Annotated in this window: 22 protein-coding genes; 13 read left to right on the plus strand and 9 right to left on the minus strand. The window is 62.3% G+C overall.

Annotated features, from left to right (window positions below; translation table 11 throughout):
- Positions 1–63: 63 nt before the first annotated feature.
- From fliT to P0D73_RS12500, 3 genes are all read right to left on the minus strand, one after another.
- Entirely contained in the window at positions 64–378 is a 315-nt protein-coding gene (gene fliT / locus P0D73_RS12490) for a flagellar protein FliT (protein ID WP_408176394.1), read from the minus strand.
- A 3-nt stretch (positions 379–381) separates the two neighbouring features.
- Positions 382–1,899 (minus strand): flagellar filament capping protein FliD, encoded by a 1,518-nt coding sequence (fliD, locus tag P0D73_RS12495; protein WP_132376568.1) that lies wholly within the window; start codon positions 1,897–1,899, stop codon positions 382–384.
- Between the two features lie 157 nt (positions 1,900–2,056).
- Positions 2,057–3,205, minus strand: coding sequence for a flagellin (locus P0D73_RS12500; protein ID WP_408312468.1), 1,149 nt, complete (start codon positions 3,203–3,205; stop codon positions 2,057–2,059).
- Positions 3,206–3,472: 267 nt separating this feature from the next.
- Between P0D73_RS12500 and P0D73_RS12505 the strand changes: the two genes are divergently transcribed.
- Positions 3,473–4,414, plus strand: coding sequence for an aldo/keto reductase (locus P0D73_RS12505; RefSeq protein ID WP_408176398.1), 942 nt, complete (start codon positions 3,473–3,475; stop codon positions 4,412–4,414).
- Between the two features lie 361 nt (positions 4,415–4,775).
- Entirely contained in the window at positions 4,776–4,988 is a 213-nt protein-coding gene (rpsU, locus tag P0D73_RS12510) for a 30S ribosomal protein S21 (protein WP_006050883.1), read from the plus strand.
- A 185-nt stretch (positions 4,989–5,173) separates the two neighbouring features.
- Here rpsU and P0D73_RS12515 read toward each other — a convergent pair whose 3' ends face one another.
- Positions 5,174–5,599 (minus strand): hypothetical protein, encoded by a 426-nt coding sequence (locus P0D73_RS12515; RefSeq protein ID WP_408176400.1) that lies wholly within the window; start codon positions 5,597–5,599, stop codon positions 5,174–5,176.
- Between the two features lie 393 nt (positions 5,600–5,992).
- On the minus strand, positions 5,993–6,589 hold the full coding sequence (locus tag P0D73_RS12520; RefSeq protein WP_408176401.1) for a DNA-3-methyladenine glycosylase I: 597 nt from the start codon (positions 6,587–6,589) through the stop codon (positions 5,993–5,995).
- Between the two features lie 140 nt (positions 6,590–6,729).
- Between P0D73_RS12520 and P0D73_RS12525 the strand changes: the two genes are divergently transcribed.
- Positions 6,730–7,611: a glucosamine kinase nucleotide-binding domain-containing protein gene (locus P0D73_RS12525; protein WP_408312466.1), complete on the plus strand. Its 882-nt coding sequence runs from the start codon at positions 6,730–6,732 to the stop codon at positions 7,609–7,611.
- Positions 7,612–7,742: 131 nt separating this feature from the next.
- Positions 7,743–8,564 carry a Cof-type HAD-IIB family hydrolase gene (locus P0D73_RS12530; protein ID WP_408176404.1) on the plus strand — a complete coding sequence of 274 codons (822 nt, stop codon included), beginning with the start codon at positions 7,743–7,745 and terminating at the stop codon, positions 8,562–8,564.
- A 159-nt stretch (positions 8,565–8,723) separates the two neighbouring features.
- Here P0D73_RS12530 and P0D73_RS12535 read toward each other — a convergent pair whose 3' ends face one another.
- The 3 genes from P0D73_RS12535 to aqpZ all read right to left on the minus strand — a co-directional run bounded on the left by P0D73_RS12535 (position 8,724) and on the right by aqpZ (position 10,912).
- Complete coding sequence (locus P0D73_RS12535) at positions 8,724–9,035, minus strand: PXPV repeat protein (RefSeq protein ID WP_132376575.1); 312 nt, start codon at positions 9,033–9,035, stop codon at positions 8,724–8,726.
- 286 nt (positions 9,036–9,321) lie between these two features.
- Positions 9,322–10,017 carry a histidine phosphatase family protein gene (locus P0D73_RS12540; protein ID WP_408431527.1) on the minus strand — a complete coding sequence of 232 codons (696 nt, stop codon included), beginning with the start codon at positions 10,015–10,017 and terminating at the stop codon, positions 9,322–9,324.
- Positions 10,018–10,171: 154 nt separating this feature from the next.
- On the minus strand, positions 10,172–10,912 hold the full coding sequence (aqpZ, locus tag P0D73_RS12545; protein ID WP_408176406.1) for an aquaporin Z: 741 nt from the start codon (positions 10,910–10,912) through the stop codon (positions 10,172–10,174).
- Positions 10,913–11,202: 290 nt separating this feature from the next.
- On the opposite strand from aqpZ, the gene P0D73_RS12550 reads away from it, so the two are divergent.
- Positions 11,203–11,505, plus strand: coding sequence for an H-NS histone family protein (locus tag P0D73_RS12550; RefSeq protein WP_007179981.1), 303 nt, complete (start codon positions 11,203–11,205; stop codon positions 11,503–11,505).
- Positions 11,506–11,793: 288 nt separating this feature from the next.
- Here P0D73_RS12550 and P0D73_RS12555 read toward each other — a convergent pair whose 3' ends face one another.
- Entirely contained in the window at positions 11,794–12,858 is a 1,065-nt protein-coding gene (locus tag P0D73_RS12555; protein WP_132376578.1) for a glycosyltransferase family 4 protein, read from the minus strand.
- A gap of 705 nt (positions 12,859–13,563) precedes the next feature.
- On the opposite strand from P0D73_RS12555, the gene flhD reads away from it, so the two are divergent.
- The 8 genes from flhD to P0D73_RS12595 all read left to right on the plus strand — a co-directional run bounded on the left by flhD (position 13,564) and on the right by P0D73_RS12595 (position 21,946).
- Positions 13,564–13,884, plus strand: a complete 321-nt coding sequence (gene flhD, locus P0D73_RS12560; protein ID WP_013589958.1) for a flagellar transcriptional regulator FlhD — start codon at positions 13,564–13,566, stop codon at positions 13,882–13,884.
- A gap of 51 nt (positions 13,885–13,935) precedes the next feature.
- Positions 13,936–14,496, plus strand: a complete 561-nt coding sequence (flhC, locus tag P0D73_RS12565; protein WP_011490228.1) for a flagellar transcriptional regulator FlhC — start codon at positions 13,936–13,938, stop codon at positions 14,494–14,496.
- Between the two features lie 214 nt (positions 14,497–14,710).
- A complete protein-coding gene (motA, locus tag P0D73_RS12570; RefSeq protein WP_013340867.1) occupies positions 14,711–15,571 on the plus strand; it encodes a flagellar motor stator protein MotA in 861 nt (286 codons plus the stop codon).
- A gap of 21 nt (positions 15,572–15,592) precedes the next feature.
- Positions 15,593–16,600: a flagellar motor protein MotB gene (gene motB / locus P0D73_RS12575; protein WP_132376580.1), complete on the plus strand. Its 1,008-nt coding sequence runs from the start codon at positions 15,593–15,595 to the stop codon at positions 16,598–16,600.
- 84 nt (positions 16,601–16,684) lie between these two features.
- A complete protein-coding gene (locus P0D73_RS12580) occupies positions 16,685–17,062 on the plus strand; it encodes a response regulator (RefSeq protein WP_132376581.1) in 378 nt (125 codons plus the stop codon).
- An 87-nt stretch (positions 17,063–17,149) separates the two neighbouring features.
- On the plus strand, positions 17,150–19,435 hold the full coding sequence (cheA, locus tag P0D73_RS12585; RefSeq protein ID WP_408285584.1) for a chemotaxis protein CheA: 2,286 nt from the start codon (positions 17,150–17,152) through the stop codon (positions 19,433–19,435).
- 63 nt (positions 19,436–19,498) lie between these two features.
- Entirely contained in the window at positions 19,499–20,035 is a 537-nt protein-coding gene (locus tag P0D73_RS12590; RefSeq protein WP_074762485.1) for a chemotaxis protein CheW, read from the plus strand.
- Positions 20,036–20,077: 42 nt separating this feature from the next.
- Positions 20,078–21,946: a methyl-accepting chemotaxis protein gene (locus P0D73_RS12595; RefSeq protein ID WP_408431530.1), complete on the plus strand. Its 1,869-nt coding sequence runs from the start codon at positions 20,078–20,080 to the stop codon at positions 21,944–21,946.
- The last annotated feature ends 166 nt before the right edge of the window (positions 21,947–22,112 follow it).

Raw genomic sequence — 22,112 nt, forward strand, 5'->3', positions numbered from 1 at the left:
GACCGGCTGAACCGGCTTTTGGGGAGCGGATGTCGCCTTGCGCGGCTCCGCTCCGGGTGATTTTTACAGGCGGGCCATCCGCTGGTATTCGCCGGCGGCCTTGGTGCGCCCGATGGCCGCTTCGAACTCGATATGCAGCTCGTTCTGGGTGACTGCCGCGTCCGCAAGCAGCGCCGCGTCGATCGCCTGGATCTGGCGGATCATGTCCAGCGCGCCCGGTTCCTGATCCGCGCTGAGCGACATCAGCAGCGGCGAGCGCGTTTCGGTCAGGCGGGCGGCTTCCGGCCAATCCGCCAACGAGGCCGCCTGCTCGATTTCGCGCGTGATGGAGAGCACGCGCTCGACCAATTCCGTCTGGTTCATGTTGTGCGCGTCCATGGCTTAGCTCTTGTTCGTGGCCAGCGCGCCCGCGCTGTTGGTGCCGCCGAACAGCGCGGTCAGGTATTGCGAATTGTTGTTCATGGTCGCCATCAACGTGTTCAGGGCGGTGAACTGCGCCTGATACTGGTTCGTCAGTTGTGTCGTGTAGTCGGCGAGTGCGGTTTGTTGCGTGGTGATGCTCTTCAGGTCGGCGTTCAGCGCGGTGTTGCGCGTGTCGATGATGCCGCCGGTTTGCGTGAACGTGGTGATGCTGGCGTTCAACTGCTCGGCAATGCCGTTGGTCGAGTTGAAGAGCGACGCGACCGTGGCCGGGCTGCTCGTCAGCGCAGTGTTCAGCGCGTTGTTGTCGACCACCATCGTGCCGTCGGCCGGATCGTCCTTCAGCGTGATGCCGATCGCCGCCAGCGTGGTGCCGGTGCTGCCCGAGCCGACCGAGCCTCCGATTATGTTGGCCAGCGTGTTCTTGATCGTCTGCAGCGTGGAGTCGCCCAACAGCGGCCCTTGCGACGTCGAGCCGGAGCTGAACGACGTGAGCGTGGACATCGTCGTCACGACGGTGTTGTACAGGCTCACGAAATTGTTGATCGCGGTGTTCTGCGCGGTGGTGTCCTGCGCAATGGTCAACATCTGCGGGGTGCCCGCGGGCGTGCCCACGGCCGCCGCCGTCAGGTTGATCGTCACGCCCGAAATAGCGCCGGTCACCGCGTTGCTGGAACTGCTGCCCGCGATTCCGCCGATCGTGTACTCCGCGTCCTGTGCGAAGCCGCTCTGCGTCCAGGCGCTGCCCGAATTGGCCGACGTGATGGTCGACTGGCCGCCCGTGGTGCTGGCGGTCGACGTCACGCCGAGGCTCGACAGGCCGGTGTCGCTGGTGATGTTGCTGGTCGAGACGTTGATGACGTTGGCCGCCCCGGTGTTCGCCGCGCGCAGCACAAGGTGAGCGCCGTCCGTGCCGGTCACGATCGTTGCCGTGACGCCGGGGTTGCTGCTGCTCGCATTGATCGCCGACGCGATGCCCGACAGCGTGTTGTTGGTGCTGTCGACGTTGATATCCATCGACTTGCCGTTCATCGAGATCGACAGCGTGCCGGTGCCCAGTTGCGTCGTAGAGCCGAAGGCTGCCGACGACAGAGCTTGCGAGCTGGCGATCTGGGTCACGGCGATCGAATAGCTGCCGGCCACGGCGCCGACGCCGGCTGTCGCGGTCAGCCCGGTGCCGCTTGCGGTCGCCGCGAAGGTCGCCAGCGTGTTGCCGTTGGCGAGATTCGTGATGCCCGACTGCAATGCGCTGAGCGCGGAACTCAGTGCGCCATACGCCGACAGCGTGGTGCTGTCGCTGGTTTGTTGTGCCGCCAGAGCCGAGGCTTGCCCGGCGACCTTTGCGTTCACGAGTGCCGTGACGAGCGTCGACACGTCCATCGACGAATTGCCCGTCGAGCCGCTGATGATCGATTGAGCAGCCGACTGCAGCGCGGCGTTGGCGCTTGCTGTAGAAGACGAGGTTGAGATCGAGGACATGCAGAGGCTCCGGGCGTCTGGAAATCTGTATTGGGTGGTGCGCGATGCTACATCACTAAGGGACGGAAATGCACGGCGGGAGGCATGCCTCCCGCCGTTTGAAACCCGGCGATGCGCCCCGCTTGCGCGCGGCGCATCGCCGTTACCGCGTCAGCTCTTACTGCAGGAGCTTCAGAACTTGCTGCGGGTTCGAGTTAGCTTGCGCCAACACCGAGATACCAGCTTGTTGCAGGACTTGCGCCTTGCTCAGGTTCGCCGTTTCTTGTGCGAAGTTGGCGTCCGTGATTTGCGATTGTGCCGACGACAGGTCGGTCGATTCAGCTTGCTGCGACGTCGAGATTGCGGTGAAGCGGTTTTGCGCGGCGCCCAGTGCAGCTTGCAGCGTATTCACGGTCTGCAGTGCGTTGTCGATCGAGACCATCGCTTCGTTCGCGCCCGTGACCGTGCTGATGTCGAGGCCCGAAACCGTCGGCGGGTTGTTGATCGCGTTGATCTGAGCGATCGCTGCCGCTGCAACGCCCGAAGCCGTCGCACCCATCGCCGTGGCGAGCGTGCCGTTCAGCGTCAGGTTGGTGATGGCCGTGCCCGAACCAGCGCCCGTACCAGCCGAGAAGATGTTGGTGACTGCGCCCGACGAAATTGCCTGGTTGTTCTGGTCGGTGAAGGTGTAGCCGCCCTTGCCGTCCGACAGCACGTTGACCGACGTGATCGTCGCGCCCGTGCTGGTGTACGTGCCGGTCGAAGCCAGGCTGACCGTGAACGAACCGACCGTTTGACCCGTTTGCACCAGACCGCCACCGATCTTCGCTGCCGACATCGATTGGCTCAGATCCAGGCTGATCGTCTGACCGACGTTCGCGCCGACCTGGAACGTCACTGCGCCTGCCGAGCCGTCCAGAATGTTCGTGCCGTTGTACGTCGTTTGCGACGCGATACGGTTCACTTCAGCGATCTGCGCCGAAACTTCCTTCTGCAGAGCGGCTTGGTCGCTCGACGACAGCGAACCGGTCGATGCTTGCACGGCCAGCTGACGGATACGTTGCAGGCTGGAGGTCAGCGAGGACAGTGCGCTCGATGCGGTTTGAATCATCGACACGCCGTCATTCGCATTCGACACGCCCTGGTTCAGGCCGTTGATCTGCGTTTGCATACGCGTCGAGATTGCCAGGCCTGCTGCATCGTCAGCCGCGCTGTTGATGCGCTTGCCCGACGACAGGCGGGTGATGGCTTGCGAAAGGGCGCTTTGCGAGCCATTAAGGTTTTGCTGTGCAACCAGCGAGTTGATGTTGCTATTGATTCCGAGCATGGAAAATCTCCTAAATAAGCCTTGAGCCCAATACGCCACGTTGGCATCGGCGGAAGCACTCGTTCATTGCTGGCCGCCTCAGTGAAGGTTGACGGCGTCCCTTAAAAAAACTTGAGGAACTTTGTGCAATGGCAAGCCAAACGTTTTCCATGCTGGTTTATTGCAATGCCGCTGAAAGCCGCTTGCAGCCTTGATCGGCGGACGCACTGCAGGTATTGAAAAGACGGCGTATTCTCTTTTTCTCTTGTGACAAACCCTGGAGAAATCATGCAAAAGCGCAGGATTGGGCGTTCGGAATTACAGGTCGCGCCGCTTATGTTCGGCGGCAATGTTTTCGGCTGGACCGCCGATGAAGCCACCTCGTTTTCGATTCTGGATGCGTTTGTCGATGCCGGTCTCGACTTTATCGATACCGCCGATGTCTATTCCGCGTGGGTGCCCGGCAACCAGGGTGGCGAATCGGAAACCATCATCGGCAAGTGGTTCCGTCGGAGCGGCAAGCGCGACAAGATCGTGCTCGCCACCAAGGTTTCGAAGCATCCGCTGCGCAAGGGACTGTCGGCGCCCAACATTCAGGCAGCGGTCGAGGATTCGCTGCGGCGCTTGCAAACCGATTACATCGACGTCTACTTTTCTCACGACGACGACACCGAAACGCCGCTCGCCGAAACACTCGGCGCGTATCAGAAGCTGATCGAGGCGGGCAAGGTACGCGTGATCGGTGCATCGAACTACAGCGGCGCGCGGGTCGAGGAGGCGCTTGCCGTGTCGCGCCAGCATGGCCTGCCCGAATATCAGTTGCTGCAACCGGAGTACAACCTGTATGACCGCGCGGAATATGAGCGCGACATCGAACCAGTGGCGCTCGCCAATCAGCTCGGCGTGGTGGTGTACTACAGCCTGGCGAGCGGCTTTCTGTCCGGCAAGTACCGCTCGCAGGCCGATCTGGCCAATAAGGCACGCGGCAGCCGGGTCGAAAAATATCTGAATGAACGCGGTTTGCGGATTCTCGACGCGCTAGACCGGGTTGCCGACGCGCATGGCAGCACGCCGGCCACCGTCGCGCTGGCATGGCTGATCGCGCGGCCCAGTGTTACGGCCCCTATTGCCAGTGCGACGTCGGTCGAACAGCTCAAGAGCCTCGCGGCGGCGGTTCATCTGATGCTGACGGGCGCCGATGTCCGCGAACTCGACGAAGCGAGCGCCTGAGCGCGCGAAAGGTGACCTGGCGCAATCCCTAAACCCCTGGTAGGATGGAGAGTTTCCTGATATCATCGGGAGTGAATTGAGATCTTTGCCTGTTTCGTCAATGTTTTTCGTTGATGAAAGGTTGGCGAAACGGCAGCAGACGCGGCTTTTGCATTATGTCTGTCCGCGTTCCGCGGTGAACTCCCCACCTCTCTTTTCCGGCCTCCGTGGCCGCATTGCCTCTCGTTTCATTCGTGGTTTGGCCGGGTTCTGCCCGCGTTTGCCTGTTACTGGCCATGAACTGAGACGACCGGAGGGCCGGCGCGTGAGCGGTATGCCGCCACGCAATTTACCCCTATCAAGTGATTGAGTTAGGAATTAAATGACGACGATTCTTCTGAAAGAAAACGAGCCGTTCGAAGTGGCGATTCGCCGCTTTCGTCGCGCAATCGAAAAGAATGGCCTGATCGCTGAACTGCGTGAACGCCAATCGTACGAAAAGCCGACCACGGCACGTAAGCGCAAGAAGGCTGCTGCTGTGAAGCGCCTGCACAAGCGCCTGCGCAGCCAGATGCTGCCGAAAAAGCTGCACTAAGCACGCTTTTTCCGCACGGCCGAACGGCGGTGTGAGCTTCGAAAGAAGCCACATCGCCGTTTTGCTTTTTGGGCGTCAGGTGGATCGCTCAGGTCAATGCGGGCTGCGCGACTTGGGGTTTGCTGCGCGGAGGATTGACGGTGGGCGCTGCGACGCCGTAGAGCGGCACCGCAGCTGTCTCCGGCTTACGCCGCGCTCTTCAGCCGATCAGCGGACAGGCCGAACTGGCGGGCGATCGAGCCCAAACGCTCGAGCCATTCCCAAGTGCCGAATACGTCGTGCACGTTTTGCAGGCAACTGAGCAGATCGACGGTCGCCGGGTCGTACACGTTGATGCGGGAACGCAGCAGCGCCTTCTTCAGCGCCGACACGCCGACGTCCATATATGCGGGCATCTCAGCGGGCGTTTTGCCGATGAAGCGCACCGGAATACCTTCCATCGCGGTCATGTAGTCGCGCGGCTTGATGAAGCTGCCGACCGGGCAGCCGCCGCAATAGCCGCGATAAGCCCCGCCGCCGCGCGGTAGCAGCGCGGCGTGCTTCTGGCCCAGCAAGTGCCCCACGGCCTGATCGAAAATCTCCTGATGCGTCACAAAGTTAAGAGTTTTCATGGTTGGTCTCCCACGCGTTACGCAGCGGTTATTCGTTGTTTGAGCGCACGACTAGCAGTATCGGGCGTGCTCCATTCGGCGAAGCCCGGACTAGCAAGGCGAAAAGCCGTCAATTCCCGAATTTGGCTTGTTTTTCGCAATGCTCCCCATGCCGCAGGGCCCGTCGACTGCCGCAGCCGCAACTCATAACCGTATAACGACCGAGATGCCCCATAAGCGCAGCCGGGCTTTACCGAATGGGTGCATGGCGAGGAATCCGGCGTCGTGTTCTCGTCCTCCAGGCCTTGCGTAGCGAGGTAATGACCGGACACCCGCTGCGGCGCTCGGGACTTTCCCTGAGCCGCCGTCCTTTGTTAGAACAGCGGCACTAAGCGCTGGTGAACCCGGGTCGCCTCAGCCCGCTTTGCGATTACGTCCTTTCTTGCCAAGCGCCGCGCATCGCGCGCGGCACATGCAACTCGCCTCGTGGTCGTTCACCATGCCAACCGCCTGCATGAACGCATAACAGATCGTCGAGCCGACGAACTTGCAGCCATAGCGCTTTAGCCCCTTGCTCAGTGCATCCGAAATGTCGGTCGATGCAGGTGCCTGCTTGTACGACGCCCAGTCGTTCTGGATCGGAGTCTGATCGACGAACGACCAGACGAAGTTGGCCAGTGATCCGTGCTCGGCCTGAATCTGCTGAACGGCGCGGGCGTTGGTAATGGCCGCTTCGATCTTGCCGCGATGGCGTACGATACTTTCGTCCTTCACCAGCGCCTCGACGTGCTTCGGCGTAAAGCGCGCAACCTTGGCGATGTCGAAGTCCGCTAAAGCGCGGCGATAGCCGGCCCGTTTGTTGAGAATCGTCGACCACGACAAGCCGGCCTGAGCGCCTTCCAGCACGAGCATCTCGAACAGATGCTGGTCGTCGCGCGAGGGTACGCCCCATTCGGTGTCGTGATACTGTGCGAGCGCTTCGCTCGATACCCAGTTGCATCGCTGTGTCACTGTCGCGCTCCTGCGTTGTGATGTCGCCCGCCAGCATAGCCGAAGCCGTGCGCACTGCAAGCTGGCCATTCGGCTAATTGCCGGATTGAAACCGACCTGCCACGCTATGCGTTATTCATCCACGGAACTCACTCGATTCCATGAACAAAGACTTCTTTCTGATCGGCATTGACGGCGGCGGCAGCGGCACGCGGGTCGTGCTCGGCGACGCGCAAGGCCGCGAACTGGCGCAGGCGGCAAGCGGGCCGTCGGGTTTGGGACTTGGCGTCGAACGTGCATGGCAGGCCATCGCGGCCGGCTGCGGCGAAGCATTTGCAAGTGCGGGCATGACGCTGGACTGGTCGCGCTGCGTGCTCGGCTGCGGATTGGCGGGCGTCAACAATCGCGACTGGTTGGCCGCGTTTCGCGCGCAAGCGCCCGCGCTAGCGGGACTCGCCGTGCAAAGCGACGCCTACACCACTTTGCTGGGCGCGCACGGCGGCGCGCATGGTGTGATTGTCGCGCTCGGCACCGGCAGCGTCGCGGCCGTGCTGGATGGCGAGGGCGAATGCCGCCAGGTGAGTGGCTACGGCTTTCCATCGGGCGACGAAGCGAGCGGCGCGTGGCTCGGATTGCGGGCCATCGTGCACGCACAGCAGGCGCTCGACGGTCGTGGCACTCACGACGATCTGGCCCAGGCGCTGGTCGCCCACACCGGCGCGCACGACCGCGACAGTCTCGTCGTCTGGCTCTGCGAAGCGAATCAGACAGCTTATGCGAGGCTCGCGCCGATCGTCATCGCCCACCGCACGCATCCGTTCGCGGCGCGCTTGCTCGGCGAGGCCGGCGTCGAAGTGGGCAAGATGATCGCCGCACTGGACCCGTCGGCGAGCCTGCCGGTCGCGTTGTGCGGCGGGCTTGGCGCGCCGTTGCGCGAGTACGTGCCGCTGATCTATCAGGAGCGCTTACGCGAGCCGCTGGCAGACTCCGCGCACGGCGGATTGCAATTGGCGCAGCGTGAAGCGCTCCGCGTCGGCGGCTGAAAACGGCGCGTCGCGGCGTGTGCGAGTCGCGCGATTGCGGCTGAAAATCATGGATACAGCCGGCGCGTTCCGGCGAATGCGGCCGGCAACGGTAAAATACGCAGCTTCGACGCTGCCCGCCTGCTCAAACTATGTACAAAGTCATCGCCACGGATCTCGACGGCACGCTGCTCAACGCGGATCACCAGGTGGACCCGTTCACGGTCGCCACCGTGCGCAAACTTGAAAGTGACGGGCTGCGGTTCGTGATTGCAACGGGTCGCCATTATTGCGATGTCGCCGGTATTCGCGACGTGCTGGGCATCAGTCCGTATCTGATTACGTCGAATGGCGCGCGCATCCACGCGCCGGACAACACGGTGATCCACGCGGACGACCTGCCTCCGGCCATTGTGCAAAAACTGGTGCAACCGGAAATCGCTGGCGCGCATGGTCGCGTGATCGTCAACCTGTTCGCCGATCAGGCGTGGCTGATCGACCGCGACGCGCCGGATCTGCTGAAGTTTCACCAGGACTCGGGCTTCACCTACGAAGTGACCGATTTGCCGAAACACGACGGCGTCGACATCGCGAAGGCCCTCTATATCGGCGAGCCTGCTGATCTCGCGCAGGTCTCGACGAATCTCGCACGCGAATTCGGCGACGCACTGTACGTGACCTATTCGCTGCCGGACTGTCTGGAAGTGATGACGGCAAACGTATCGAAGGGCCGCGCGTTGCAGATCGTGCTCGAGCGCCTCGGCGCCGATGCCTCGCAATGCGTCGCTTTCGGCGACAACATGAACGACATCGATCTGCTGGAGACGGCCGGCCATCCGTTCATGATGAACAACGCCAATCCCGACCTCATGACGCGCCTGCCAAACGTGCCGCGCATTGGCAACAACTTTGAAGCGGGCGTCGCACACCATTTGCGCAAGCTCTTCTCGCTCGACGACGAACTGATGTCCTGAGTGGAAATGGAAACGGCCCGCGTCGATTTTCATGGACGCGGGCCGTTTCTTTGAGCGGCACGTCTGGTGGCTCAGGCTGCTGGTGATGGCGTTGCGCGGCCGAGGTCTATCAAGGCCGGCAAGCCGCCTCATTTGCCGCCGTCAGTCGCACCAGGAAAATTACCCGTGCCATCCGCCACGGCGGTCGCCATGGTCGCCCCGGTTATCGTGGCCCCAGCCGCGGTCATTGTGGTTCCAGTTGCGATCATATCGATGGTCGCCGCGATAATAATCACCGCGATCGTAGCGGTGGTCCCAGCCGCCGTTGCGGTAGTAGACCGGCTGCGGCGCCACGTAGACCGGGGCCGGACGCGTATAAACCGGTGCGCCGAGCGACAGGCCGATGTTCAGATCCGTATGCGCTTGCGCGACACCGCATGCGCCCGCCGCGAGTCCTGCAGCAACCAGCAAGTGAGTGACGATGCGTTTCATGTTTGTTCTCCTGTGAGGCGACGTATGTTTGTCGCACAGGATCAATCTACGCATTCCCGTCGATGGGTACTGCGACCAGATGTTACGGACTGCAAGCATCGTCGCAGGCTTTGAAAGCTGTGAGCAGGCGTACGTGAGTACGTCGCGCGCCGCACGCCGTTCGGTCAAAGCACTGGTGCATAAGGATTCGCGGCCCTTTGCGCCGTGGCGAAGCGCGCCCGGCGCCACGCTTTACCCAAATCTGAGGACCGGCTGCGTAATTGAGGCTTACATCTGTATTACCCGTTTAATTTGCCGCACTCGAGGAAGCCGGGGATCCAGTCGCCGCCGACGCGCCCGGCAGTGCCGCGCAAGGGCAGTCGGTCGCGCGTCCATCCAGCCCCTGACGATCATGTTTGAAGCTGGCGTGCGCGGTGCCGCTTTGCCAGTCGAGGCGAACAACATAGATACTGTCGAAGTCGTCGCTCTTCCAGTTCGGAACATCGGCGGCATTGCCGCCATGCGTGCTCAGCATCTGGCGCAATAGCTTCACGATCAGCTTGTGTTCCCACGCCACGACAATTAGCTTGTTGCGATTGGCCGGATTGACGAGCGCGGTGCCGAGCTGGTTGATCTGAGCGAAACCATAGGGCGTTTGCACCGGCATCTGGAACTGGATGGCGGTCGGCTCGATCGTCGCAAGCGGCCGGATGTAGTAGTAGGGCTTGCCGCCGTCGTCTTTTTGCTGGCCGGGATCGGGTGCGTAGATCGCATCCGGTTTGCCGAACTTGGCCGCGATCACCGCCGGCAAGGCCAGCGCGCGGTTGAGCCCCTGACAGTTGAGTTGTCCGTAGCCCTGGGTAGGCTTCTCACCGTGTCGCACGAACACGAGCGTTTCCGTCTGGCCGTCGGCCGCATGCGCGGTGGGTAGCGCCAGCCCACCCGCGCACAAGCCGCTGATGGAGAGTGCGACGCCATGCAGAAATCCGCGGAAACGCTTCATGTGTGGCACCTGTGCGAGCTTGGGAAGTCGCACGATTCTAGCAGCGGGCACGAATAAGCCATCGGCGCGATATCGAGGTGCTTACGCTTCCGCCTCAAAACAAAGCGGGCGCCGTAGCGCCCGCTTTGTTTGCCCAAATGACCGCGCGTGCGGATCAGTCGAGCGCCAGCTTCTGCGAACTGCCGCTGCGGCTTTCAGCGATGACCGGGTACAACACGCCCGCGATCACTGCGCCGAGGATCGGCGCAACCCAGAACAGCCACAACTGATCCATCGCCGCACCGCCGACGAAGAGCGCCGGCCCGGTGGAACGCGCCGGGTTCACCGACGTGTTGGTCACCGGGATCGAGATCAGGTGAATCAGCGTGAGGCACAGGCCAATGGCGATCGGTGCGAAGCCGGCGGGCGCGCGCTTGTCGGTCGCGCCGAGAATGACGAAGAGGAAGAAGCCGGTCATCACCACTTCGCAAATGAATGCCGCGGCGAGCGAGTAGTGGCCGGGCGAGCGCTCGCCATAGCCGTTGCTGGCGAAGCCGCTGGCGACGAGATCGAACCCGGGTTTGCCCGATGCGATGAGCGACAGCACCAGCGCACCCAGCACCGCGCCGATTATTTGCGCCACGATGTACGGCAGCAGATCGCGCGCCGGAAAGCGGCCGGCGATGGTCAGGCCGACGCTCACCGCCGGATTCAGATGGCAGCCGGAAATGTGACCGATCGCGAAAGCCATGGTCAGCACAGTCAGGCCGAACGCGAGCGACACACCCACGAAGCCAATGCCCAGACCATGAACCGGGCCGGCGAAGTTAGCGGCGAGGACAGCGCTGCCGCAGCCCCCGAGCACGAGCCAGAAGGTGCCGAACAACTCGGCAGCGAGGCGCTTTGACAACTGCATGGTTGGTAATCCTAAAAAGATGGAGGCTTCCGCTAGCACGCGCGGCTATGTCCGTCTGCATGCCTTGAACGCGCAATTTTAGGGAAAGGTCGCCAAATCAGGTGTCAAGAATTGTCAATGTGGTGTCGCCTTTACCTTTTTATTGCGAGATAAAGATACCGTTTTACAATTCACCGGTCTTAATAATTATCAGAGGATATCTTGCTAAATCGGTATTCTTGTCCATTGCGAATTTTTATAATTGCAGTTAGTCTGCGAGCCAATGAGTTCTAGAAAAGGGGAGAACCGGAATGTCTCAATATGCAGACCTCAAGGCGCAGATCGCCAAATTGCAGGCACAAGCAGAAGAAGCGCGCCGTACTGAAATCGACAATGTGGTCGCCGACATCCGCCAAAAGATCGCTGAATACGGTCTGACGGCTCAGGACCTCGGTTTTGCCGTCGCCGCCAAGCGCGGCCGCCCGCCCAAGAAGGCGCCGCTGCCGGCGAAATACCAGGATCCGAAGTCGGGCAATACGTGGAGCGGGCGCGGCAAACCGCCCAAATGGATCGTCGGTAAGAATCGCGAGCGCTTTCTGATTGGCGCTGCTTGAGCCGATCGCCGGTCGAGACGAAAGCCAACTGAAGGTTTATTGGTACTCGGTCTTTATTCGCTGAGCGCTAATCGGCGATGGAAGCGCATCCATGCCCGTATTAAAAAAGCCGCCCTCGAGGGGCGGCTTTTCTGGACAAAGAAGCGGGATAACTTGAAATTACCGCTCGCGCAAACGATTCACACGACGAATCGACTCACTATTGACCTACAAATCTGAAACGTCGTACGCGGCGGATTTCGTTACTCAAGCGGCTGAGAGAAAGTGCCCAGCCGCTTAGCTCGGCGTTTAGCCCACTGCGACTTGACGCAACACCGGGCGGCGCGTGGCTTCGATCAGTGCCGAATAGCCATCCACGTAATTCTGAGCCATCGTCTTCGAGCTGAAGCGGCGTTCGAACTGGGCCCGGATTTCGGTGCGCGACAGTTCGTCCAGGCGTTGCAGTGCCGCGACCGCGCCCTGCACGTCCTCAACGATGTAACCTGTCACGCCGTGGTCGATCACTTCCGGCACCGAACCGCGGTTGAACGCGATCACCGGCGTACCGCATGCCATCGACTCGATCATCACGAGGCCGAACGGCTCCGACCAGTCGATCGGGAACAGCAGCGCCTTGGCGCCGGAAAGAAACTCGGGCTTCTGCGCTTCATTGATCTCGCCGACGAATTCCACATGCGCCTGCGACAGCAGCGGCTCGATTTCGCGCTTGAAGTATTCCTGGTCGACCTTGTCCACCTTGGCGGCGATCTTCAGCGGCAAACCGCTTTGTGCAGCGATCTTGATAGCTGTATCGACGCGCTTCTCGGGACAAATACGGCCGAGGAACGCCAGGTATTCCGGCTTCTTGTGCGTTTGCGGCGTGAGCAGCTGCTCCGGCAAACCGTGGTAAACCGTGTTGAGCCAGTTCGCTTGCGGTAGCGGCGCGCGCTGCGAATCGGAAATCGAGACCACCGGCACGTTGGAGAACGCATCGAACACCGGTTGCAGTTCCGGCAAGTCGAGGCGGCCGTGCAGCGTCGTCACGAACGGCGTGTCCATCGTTGTGAAGAGCGGGAACGGCATGTAGTCGAGGTGAAAGTGCAGCACGTCGAACTCATGCGCGACCTTGCGCACCTTTTCCATCATCAGGACGTGCGGAGCCAGCGCGTCGCGGATCGTCGGATCGAGACGCAGCGCACGAGGCCAGCAGGCGTCGAGGTTGGCCGAAGTGACCGAGTCGCCGCTCGCAAACAGCGTGACGTCATGGCCGAGGTCGACCAGTGCCTCGGTCAGATACGACACGACGCGTTCGGTGCCACCATAAAGTTTCGGCGGGACAGCTTCATACAACGGCGCAATTTGTGCGATTCGCATGCGTTTTCTCCTAATCAGAACGGCATCGCACAGCGGCGCTCGAGTAGAGCGAGGAGCGAATGCCTGACGGACGGTTGGGCGCGGTAAGCCGCCGCCCGGGGGTGCTCCGAACCTGCATCGGGTAATCCCTTAGCTTCATTATCGGGATCGGCCGCGCTAATTCGAGTTATTTTTCAAACGCTTAATGTTGTTACAGCGCGAAACATGGCCCGTTACAGGTCGTCGGAACGGCCATCCCGATAATCGGGAGAAATCGCCGGTCGTATATTCGGACGCTGCAAAGCCATCAGCAAGTCGCGGGCCCGGGCGGTGGAGATCGGCCCCTACACGCGGCGTGTTGCAGAGAAGTGAAAACGTCTTATAATTCTTCCTCACCGCTGCACGGTGCGGACCGTGAGTCAATCAGACTCACCATTTAGTTCACATCATTGCCAGCAACCTCATCGATGCGCACGGAAAGTTTCTAAATTGCGCCTATGGGGTTCCATCAAGCCCGCTCCGACCCGCCTTTGTAGGAAAAATTCCTACACGAATGACGGATTAATCCGTCAATAAGGCTGGGTGTCTGTCCGATTTTCGTCCGCTCCCCCTTTCGCCACAATGCTCGCAAGACCAGAAACGAGCCGATTCGTGCGGTTTCAGTGCGCGCGTTCGAGCAAACGTTTCCGTAACGGCCTGACCAGCCAGATACACCCCGGGGGAATCATGAGCGCGACAAGCGATATGCTCAATGAGATCAGAGAAGTTAACCTGTCTTATCTCCTGCTCGCCCAGCGACTGCTGCGCGAAGACAAGCCGATGGGCATGTTTCGCATGGGGATTTCGGACCAGTTAGCCGATGTGCTCGCCAATCTGTCGTTGGCGCAGACCGTCAAGCTGGCGGCGTCCAATCAGGTGTTGTGCCGTTTCCGTTTCGACGACCATGCCGTGCTGTCCGCTCTGGCGGACAAAGGCAAATCCAGCGCCGTGGCTCAGGCGCATTCCGCGATCCTGATGGCAAGCCAGCCAGTCGAGCAACTCGGCTGATGGCACGTTGCATTCCAAACAAAGCGATCAGGACGGGGAAAACGCAAACGGATGGCCTATAAAAGTGTTGTGCTCGAAGTCAGGGAAATTACCCTGGCGATCGAACTGATCGAGCTTGGCGCGCGTTTGCAATTGCTGGAAGCGGAAACCAGCCTGTCGCGCGACCGGCTCATCAAGCTATATAAAGAACTGAAAGGGGTCTCGCCGCCCAAGGGGATGTTGCCCTTTTCGACCGACTGGTTCATGACCTGGCAGCCGAACTTTCACTCATCGCTGTTCTACAACATCTACCGGTTCATGGCCGGTCATGGCGGCTGCCTGACGATCCAGTCGATCGTGAAGAGCTACCGGCTGTACCTGGAACACGTCCAGTTGCACGACGACGAGCCCGTGCTCAGTCTCACGCGCGCCTGGACGCTGGTGCGCTTTTTCGACTCCGGGATGCTGCAAATGACCGCGTGCTGCCGTTGCGGCGGACATTTTGTCGCGCATGCGCACGATCCGCAGCACGCATTCGTCTGCGGCCTGTGCCAGCCGCCCTCGCGCGCCGGTAAGACAAAGAAATTTGCCGACGCCCGGGCCCGCGAGAGCCTCGCCGCCCTCGAAGCTTGACCCGGAAGGCGGCCGCCGGTGCGCGGTGCGCCTTCCATCTCCCATGCGGCGGGCCTTCCAGCCCGCCTGCGCGACGCCCGGTCCAGCCGGACCGGCCGCATCCGCCTCTGGTTTACACCGGAGCGACGAGCCGCTTTTCCGCCAAAGTTTTCCGCTTCGTTGCCGTAAACCAGATTAACGACGGTCACCGTCGCTTCTTTGTGAGGGCTCGGCAGTGCTGATTTTCGTGGGAACACTCGTGACGCTTTTGTCCGTTTTCGGCGGTTACGCGCTGGAAGGCGGCCATCTCGGCGCGCTGCTGCAGCCCGTTGAAGTGCTGATGATCGTCGGCGCCGGCGTCGGCGCATTCATTCTGGGTAACGGAATGAAGACGATCAAGGCCACGCTGCGCGTCATTCCAACCCTGTTCAAGGGCGCGAAGTACAACAAGGACGTTTATATGGAGCTGATGGCGCTCCTCTACGTCCTGCTGGCCAAGGCGCGCAAGGAAGGCACGCTGACGCTGGAAGCGGACATCGACGATCCGTCGAAGAGTCCGATCTTCACCCAGTACCCGAAGATTCTCGCCGACCATCACATCATCGAATTCCTGACCGACTACCTGCGTCTGATGGTGGGCGGCAACATGAACGCGTTCGAGATTGAAAGCCTGATGGACGAGGAGATCGAGACGCATCACCAGGAAGGCGAAGCGCCCGCTCACGCGCTGACCAAGGTCGGCGACGCAATGCCGGCGTTCGGGATCGTGGCCGCGGTGATGGGCGTGGTGCACACCATGGCCTCGGCCGACAAGCCGCCCGCCGTGCTCGGCGAGATGATCGCCCAGGCGCTGGTCGGCACCTTTCTCGGGATTCTGCTTTCGTACGGGCTGATCGGGCCGCTCGCGAGCGTCGCCGAACAGCGCGTGACCGAGTCGACCAAGATGTTCCAGTGCATCAAGGTGACGATTCTGGCCAGCCTGAACGGTTACGCGCCGGCGATTGCCGTCGAGTTCGGCCGCAAGGTGCTCTTCTCGACCGAACGCCCGTCGTTCGCCGAGCTGGAAGAGCACGTGCGCCGCGTCAAGGCCAAGTAAAGGGCGCCGGGAACCGAACCGATGAGCAAGGACAAAGACCGCGCCATTGTCGTCAAGCGCTCCGCGCCGGCCAAGAAAGGTCACCACGGCGGCGCCTGGAAGCTCGCGTATGCGGACTTCATGACCGCGATGATGGCATTCTTCCTGCTGATGTGGCTGCTGAGCTCGGCCTCCACGGTGCAGTTGAAGGGCATTGCCGATTACTTCAATCAGCCGTTGAAGATCACGTTGTGGGGCGGCGACCGCAGCGCCGAGGACTCGAGCATTCTGAAGGGCGGCGGCCGCGATATCTCGACCGACGCGCAAGGCGTGACGCGCTCCACCGACGGTTCGAACAACCGCTCCGAGCGCAGCGTCTCGCACAACAACGAAGATTCGATGAAGCAGTTGCAGGGCGAGCTGGAACGTCGCGAGCAGGTCCGCCTGCACGATCTGCAGGTCAAGCTGATGGCCGCGATCGAAGCGAATCCGGTGCTGCGCCAGTTCAAGCAGCAGATCCGCATCGACTCCACGCTGACCGGCTTGCGCATCGAAATCGTCGACTCGCAGAAGCGGCCGATGTTCGCGACTGCGAAAGACCAGGTCGAGCCATATATGCGCGACATTCTGCGCGAAATCGGCCACACGCTGAACGACGTGCCGAACCGCATCATCGTGCAGGGCCACACCGACGCCGCGCAGTACGCCGGCGGCGAGAAGGGCTACAGCAACTGGGAACTGTCCGCGGACCGCGCCAACGCGTCGCGCCGCGAGCTGATCGCCGGCGGCATGGACGAAGCGAAGGTCATGCGCGTGCTCGGCCTCGCGTCGACGCAAAACCTGAACAAGGCGGACCCGATGGATCCGGAGAACCGCCGCATCAGCATCATCGTGCTGAACAAGAAGTCGGAGGAGGCGCTGAACCATGACGACTCCACCACGACCACCTTGTCGGACGACGCAGCCGGCTCCAAGCCGTTGCTGCAAAAGCTTGCGCAGCCGGTAACGGTTGCACCGAAGTTGCCGGCGGCAGCGCCGGCGGCCCAGTAACAGACAGCGATCGCCTCGCCCGTTCATGCGCCCTGCCGGCGCGGACGGAAGGGCGATCCATAGCGTACGTGCAGCGAGGTTTTCATGATCAGGCACATCCTGGCAATCGACGATTCGGCATCGATGCGGCAGATTCTCGCCGCCACGCTGACGACGGCAGGCTACGAGGTGACGCTCGCGGCGGATGGCGACGAAGGGCTCGAAAACGCGCTCGCCATGTCGTTCGATCTCGTGCTGACCGACCAGTACATGCCAGGCAAGACCGGCCTTGATCTGATCGCCGCGCTGCGCAACAACCCGGCTTACCAGGCCACGCCCATCCTCGTCCTCACGACGGAATCGGGCGAGCCGTTCAAGGAAGCGGCGCGGGCTGCGGGCGCGACCGGCTGGATCGAAAAGCCGCTCGACCCGGACATGCTGACCGAACTGGTGGCGGCGCTAGCCGAGCCAGATCACGCGTAAGCACACCCATAGACCCAGTTATAGAAGCTCTCGACGCGGCGGCGCGGCAGCCCAAGCCAAGACAGGAACTCTCGCGGTGACCCAGGCATGACACTCGACATCACTCAGTTCTATCAGACGTTCTTTGACGAAGCGGACGAACTGCTCGCGCAGATGGAGCAGTTGCTGCTCAATCTGGATATCGCCCACCCGGACCCTGAAGACCTCGCGGCAATTTTCCGCGCGGCGCACTCGATCAAGGGCGGCGCGGCAACGTTCGGTTTTACCGCGCTGACGGAAACGACCCACATTCTCGAATCGCTGCTCGACCGCGCGCGCAATAACGAACTCGTGCTGCGCAAGGACATGATCGACACGTTCCTCGAAACCAAGGACGTGTTGTCCGGCCAGCTCGCCGATTACCGCGCGAGCGCCGAGCCGGACGCGGCCACCGCGAAGGCAATCTGCGCGAAGCTCGAACGCCTTAACGCGGAGAGCCGCGACGGCGCGGCGCCGGCTGCGGCGGCCGTTGTCGCGAGCGCGGCACCAGTTGCAGCACAGGCAGTACAAGGCGGGACCCCGCCGGAGCACGTCGTCGAACAGGCGGTGCAGGCGGCGGGCGAATGGATTGACGGCGAACCGACACAGACCGGGCAAGCCACGGGAGCCGGAGAAGAATCCGGCCCACATCTGAAAATTACGCTACGGGGCGTTGGTGAGAAGGACCAGGAACTGCTGGCCGAAGAGCTCGGCAACCTGGGCAACATCGTCGGGCAGGTCAAGAGCGGCGGCGATCTGACGCTGTGGCTCGCGACCGATGTGACCTCCGACGACATCATCGCCGTGTGCTGTTTCGTGATCGACGAAAGTCAGATCGTGATCGGCCGCGGCACCGCACCGGCGGACGACGCGCAGCAAGGCGAACCTGGAACGCCCGACGCTGCCGATTCGTCCCCGGCGCAAGCAGTACAGGCAACTCACGCGGGCCACGCAGCATCGTCGGCACCGGCGGCCGACACCGCTGCACCCGCATCAACCGCCGCGCACGGCCTGTTCGACGCACCGGCCGCGCCGGCGCATGCCGCGGCTCAACCCGCGGCGGCGCCGAGCGCACCGGCGCCGGCTCAGGCCAGCGCGGCGAGCGCAGCCGCGCCCGCCGAGCAGGACCGCAAGGCGGCACGTCCGGCTGCGGCAGCGGGCGGCGCGGAAGGCAGCTCGATTCGCGTCGGCGTCGAAAAGGTCGATCAGCTGATCAACCTGGTCGGCGAACTGGTGATCACGCAAGCCATGCTCGCGGAAACCACCAGCACGTTCGACCCGGCGCTGCACGACCGCCTTTTCAACGGCATGGCGCAGCTCGAGCGCAACGCGCGCGATCTGCAGGAAGCGGTGATGTCGATCCGCATGATGCCGATGGATTACGTGTTCAGCCGCTTCCCGCGTCTGGTGCGCGATCTGGCGGCGAAACTCGGCAAGGAAGTGGAACTCGTCACCTTCGGTCAGGCGACCGAACTCGACAAGAGCCTCATCGAACGGATCATCGATCCGTTGACTCACCTCGTGCGCAACAGTCTCGACCACGGCATCGAAACCGTGGAAGCGCGGCGCGCGGCGGGCAAGGATTCGACCGGCCAGCTGGTGCTGTCGGCGGCGCATCACGGCGGCAACATCGTCATTGAAGTGAGCGACGACGGCGCGGGCCTGCGCCGCGACAAGATTCTCGCGAAGGCGGCCAAGCAGGGCATGCAGGTCAGCGAAACCATGACCGACGAAGAAGTCTGGAACCTGATCTTCCTGCCGGGCTTCTCGACGGCGGAGCAGGTCACGGACGTGTCGGGCCGTGGCGTCGGCATGGACGTGGTGAAGCGGAACATCCAGTCGATGGGTGGTCACGTGGAAATCACTTCGCACGCCGGCAAGGGCAGCACCACGCGCATCGTGCTGCCGCTCACGCTGGCGATTCTCGACGGCATGTCCGTCAAGGTCGGCAACGAGATCTTCATTCTGCCGCTGAACTTCGTGATGGAGTCGCTGCAGCCGCGAGCCGAGGACATCTACACGGTGGCCAACGGCGAGCGCGTGGTGCGGGTGCGCGGTGAATATCTGCCGCTCGTGGCGTTGCACGAAGTGTTCAACGTCGAAGGGGCGAAGCAGGAACCGACGCAAGGCATCGTCACCATCATGCAAACGGAAGGGCGCCGCTTTGCAATGCTGATCGACGAACTGGTGGGCCAGCAACAGGTGGTCGTGAAGAACCTGGAAACGAACTACCGCAAGGTGCACGGCATTTCCGCCGCGACCATTCTCGGCGACGGCAGCGTCGCGCTGATCGTCGACGTGGCGGCGCTGAACCGCGAAACGCGCCACGCGCATGGCGCGATGAGTCTCGCATGATGTCCGTCACACTCGTCGTAACACTTACTCAACTCAATTCATCCCAACCGTTTGGGGGCTAACGTGGCAGAAGTCCAATCCATCAATTCGAGCGTCGCGAACGCGAGCGGTACGAATGGCCGCCGCGACGCGCAGCAGGCAGACGCCGGCGGTCAGGAGTTCCTCGTCTTCACGCTCGGCGCCGAAGAGTACGGCATCGACATTCTCAAGGTGCAGGAAATCCGCGGCTACGACAACGTGACGCGGATCGCCAATGCGCCTGAGTTCATCAAGGGCGTGATCAATCTGCGCGGCATCATCGTGCCGATCGTCGACATGCGCATCAAGTTCCATCTGGGCCGTGTCGAGTACGACCACCAGACGGTGGTGATCATCCTGAACGTCGCGCATCGCGTGGTCGGGATGGTGGTGGACGGCGTCTCGGACGTACTCACGCTCGCCACCGACCAGATCATGCCGGCGCCGGAATTCGGCGCCACGCTGACGACCGAGTACCTCACGGGTCTGGGCACCGTCGACGGCCGCATGCTGATCCTGATGGACATCGAGAAGCTCATGACCAGCCGCGAAATGGCGCTGATCGAAACGCTCGGCGTCTAACGCGGCAGCCTTCACGAAACGATTGGGACAGGGAGCATCGAAATGCTGAGCAGGTGGTCGATTCGCACGTCGTTGACGATGGTGGGGATCATTCTGGTCGCGCTGACCGTGGCGGTCGGCGTGCTTGGGCTGACCGCGCTGAATCGCGCGAGCCAGTCGCTCGACCGCATTGCGCGCGGCGATCTGGCCGCCATCCATGCACTCGACGATGCTTCGTCGTACCTGCTGCGCTCGCGCGTGTCGCTGGATCGCTTCAACGCGTTGAGCGCGTCGGGCGACACGGAGCAGGCGAAGAAGGTGCTCGATCGTGCGCAGGAGTTGTACGGTAAGGGCAATCAGAGCTGGCAGGCGTATCTCGACGCGCCCAAGAACGGCGTCGAGCAGGCGCAGCTGGACGAACTGCTGGCGCGTCGCACGGCGCTGATGCGTGACGGCCTGGAGCCGGAGTTCGCCGCGCTGCGCGCGAACGATCTGGCCGCCTATCACGCGATCGCGGATACGAAGATCAGCCCGTGGTTCGTGTCTTACGACAACGCCGCGTCCGCTGTCGTCAAGAGCTTGCAACAGCACGCCGTGGATCAGCAGGCGAGCGCGCAATCGAACATCTCGCTGATGACGACGCTGATCATCGCCGTCACCGTGCTCGCGCTGCTGGTGGTGGTGGGCATCCGCTTCGCGCTGCGCGGCCTGATCGTGCAGCCGCTCGCCGACGCGACGGCGTGCTTCGAGCGCATCGCCTCGGGCGATCTGTCCGAATCGATCAACGTCTTCAGCCGCAATGAAATCGGGCGGCTGTTCGCCGGCATCAAGCGCATGCAGGACAGCATGTCGACGATGGTGAGGGCGGTTCACAGCAGCACGGAATCGATCGACACCGGTGCGCGCGAAATCGCAATGGGCAACACCGACCTGTCGCAGCGCACCGAACAACAGGCCGCCTCGTTGCAGGAAACCGCGTCGAGCATGGAGCAGTTGACCGGCACGGTACGGCAGAACGCCGAGAACGCGCGTCAGGCGAGCCAGCTGGCCGTCAATGCCTCCGACATCGCCACGCGCGGCGGCGACGTGGTGAGCCAGGTCGTCACGACCATGCAGGACATCGCGAGCAGTTCGAACAAGGTCGTCGACATCATCGGCGTAATCGAGGGCATTGCCTTCCAGACCAATATTCTCGCGCTGAACGCGGCGGTCGAAGCCGCGCGCGCCGGCGAACAGGGCCGCGGCTTCGCGGTGGTGGCGGGCGAAGTGCGCAGCCTCGCGCAGCGCAGCGCGAGTGCCGCGAAGGAAATCAAGGAACTGATCGGCGACTCCGTCGACAAGGTGCAAAGCGGCTCGGCACTGGTCGGCCGCGCCGGTACGACGATGGACGAGATCGTGCAGGCCGTGCGCCGCGTGACCGACATCATGGGCGAAATCAGCGCGGCGTCCGAAGAGCAGTCGGGCGGCATCGAACAGGTGAATCGCGCGGTCGTGCAGATGGACGAAGTCACACAGCAGAACGCCGCGCTGGTCGAACAGGCGGCGGCCGCGGCGGCCTCGCTCGAAGATCAGACGCGTCAGTTGCAGGCCGTGGTGAACGGCTGGAAAGTGGCCGGCGGCGCGGTGAATAAGAGCGCGGCGGCAACGCGCTCGCAATCGGCGGCGCCCCGTGTGACGAGCGGCAAGAGCAAGCCGGCGGGCAAAGCCGCACCGCATGCGTCCGCGAACGGCGGCGCAGCGCATCCGGCAGCTAGCACGGCGCATCCGGCGGCAAACACAGCATCGGCTTCGGGCAGTCACGATGCCGGCGCCGCACGCGTCGAACCGGCGCTGAAACCGAAGACGGCCCGTGCGGGATCCGAATCCGCAGCACGTCCGGTCGCGGCAAGCGCGGCCTCGGCGGGCTCGGACGCGGACTGGGAAACATTCTAGGACGTGGCACAAAGACATGCGGTCATTCGGCATCTCGCTCCATGAGGAGCGAATCATCGAAGCACGCTTTATCAGCGTGTCGCGGGCCGACTGCATGTTAGAGAAACTCGCGGGCGGGCGCGACCCCGCGAACACAATCCCTTCATTTCGAGGCGATGCCTTGGCA

The sequence above is a fragment of the Paraburkholderia sp. RL18-101-BIB-B genome, assembly GCF_046026985.1.
Classification (GTDB): domain Bacteria; phylum Pseudomonadota; class Gammaproteobacteria; order Burkholderiales; family Burkholderiaceae; genus Paraburkholderia.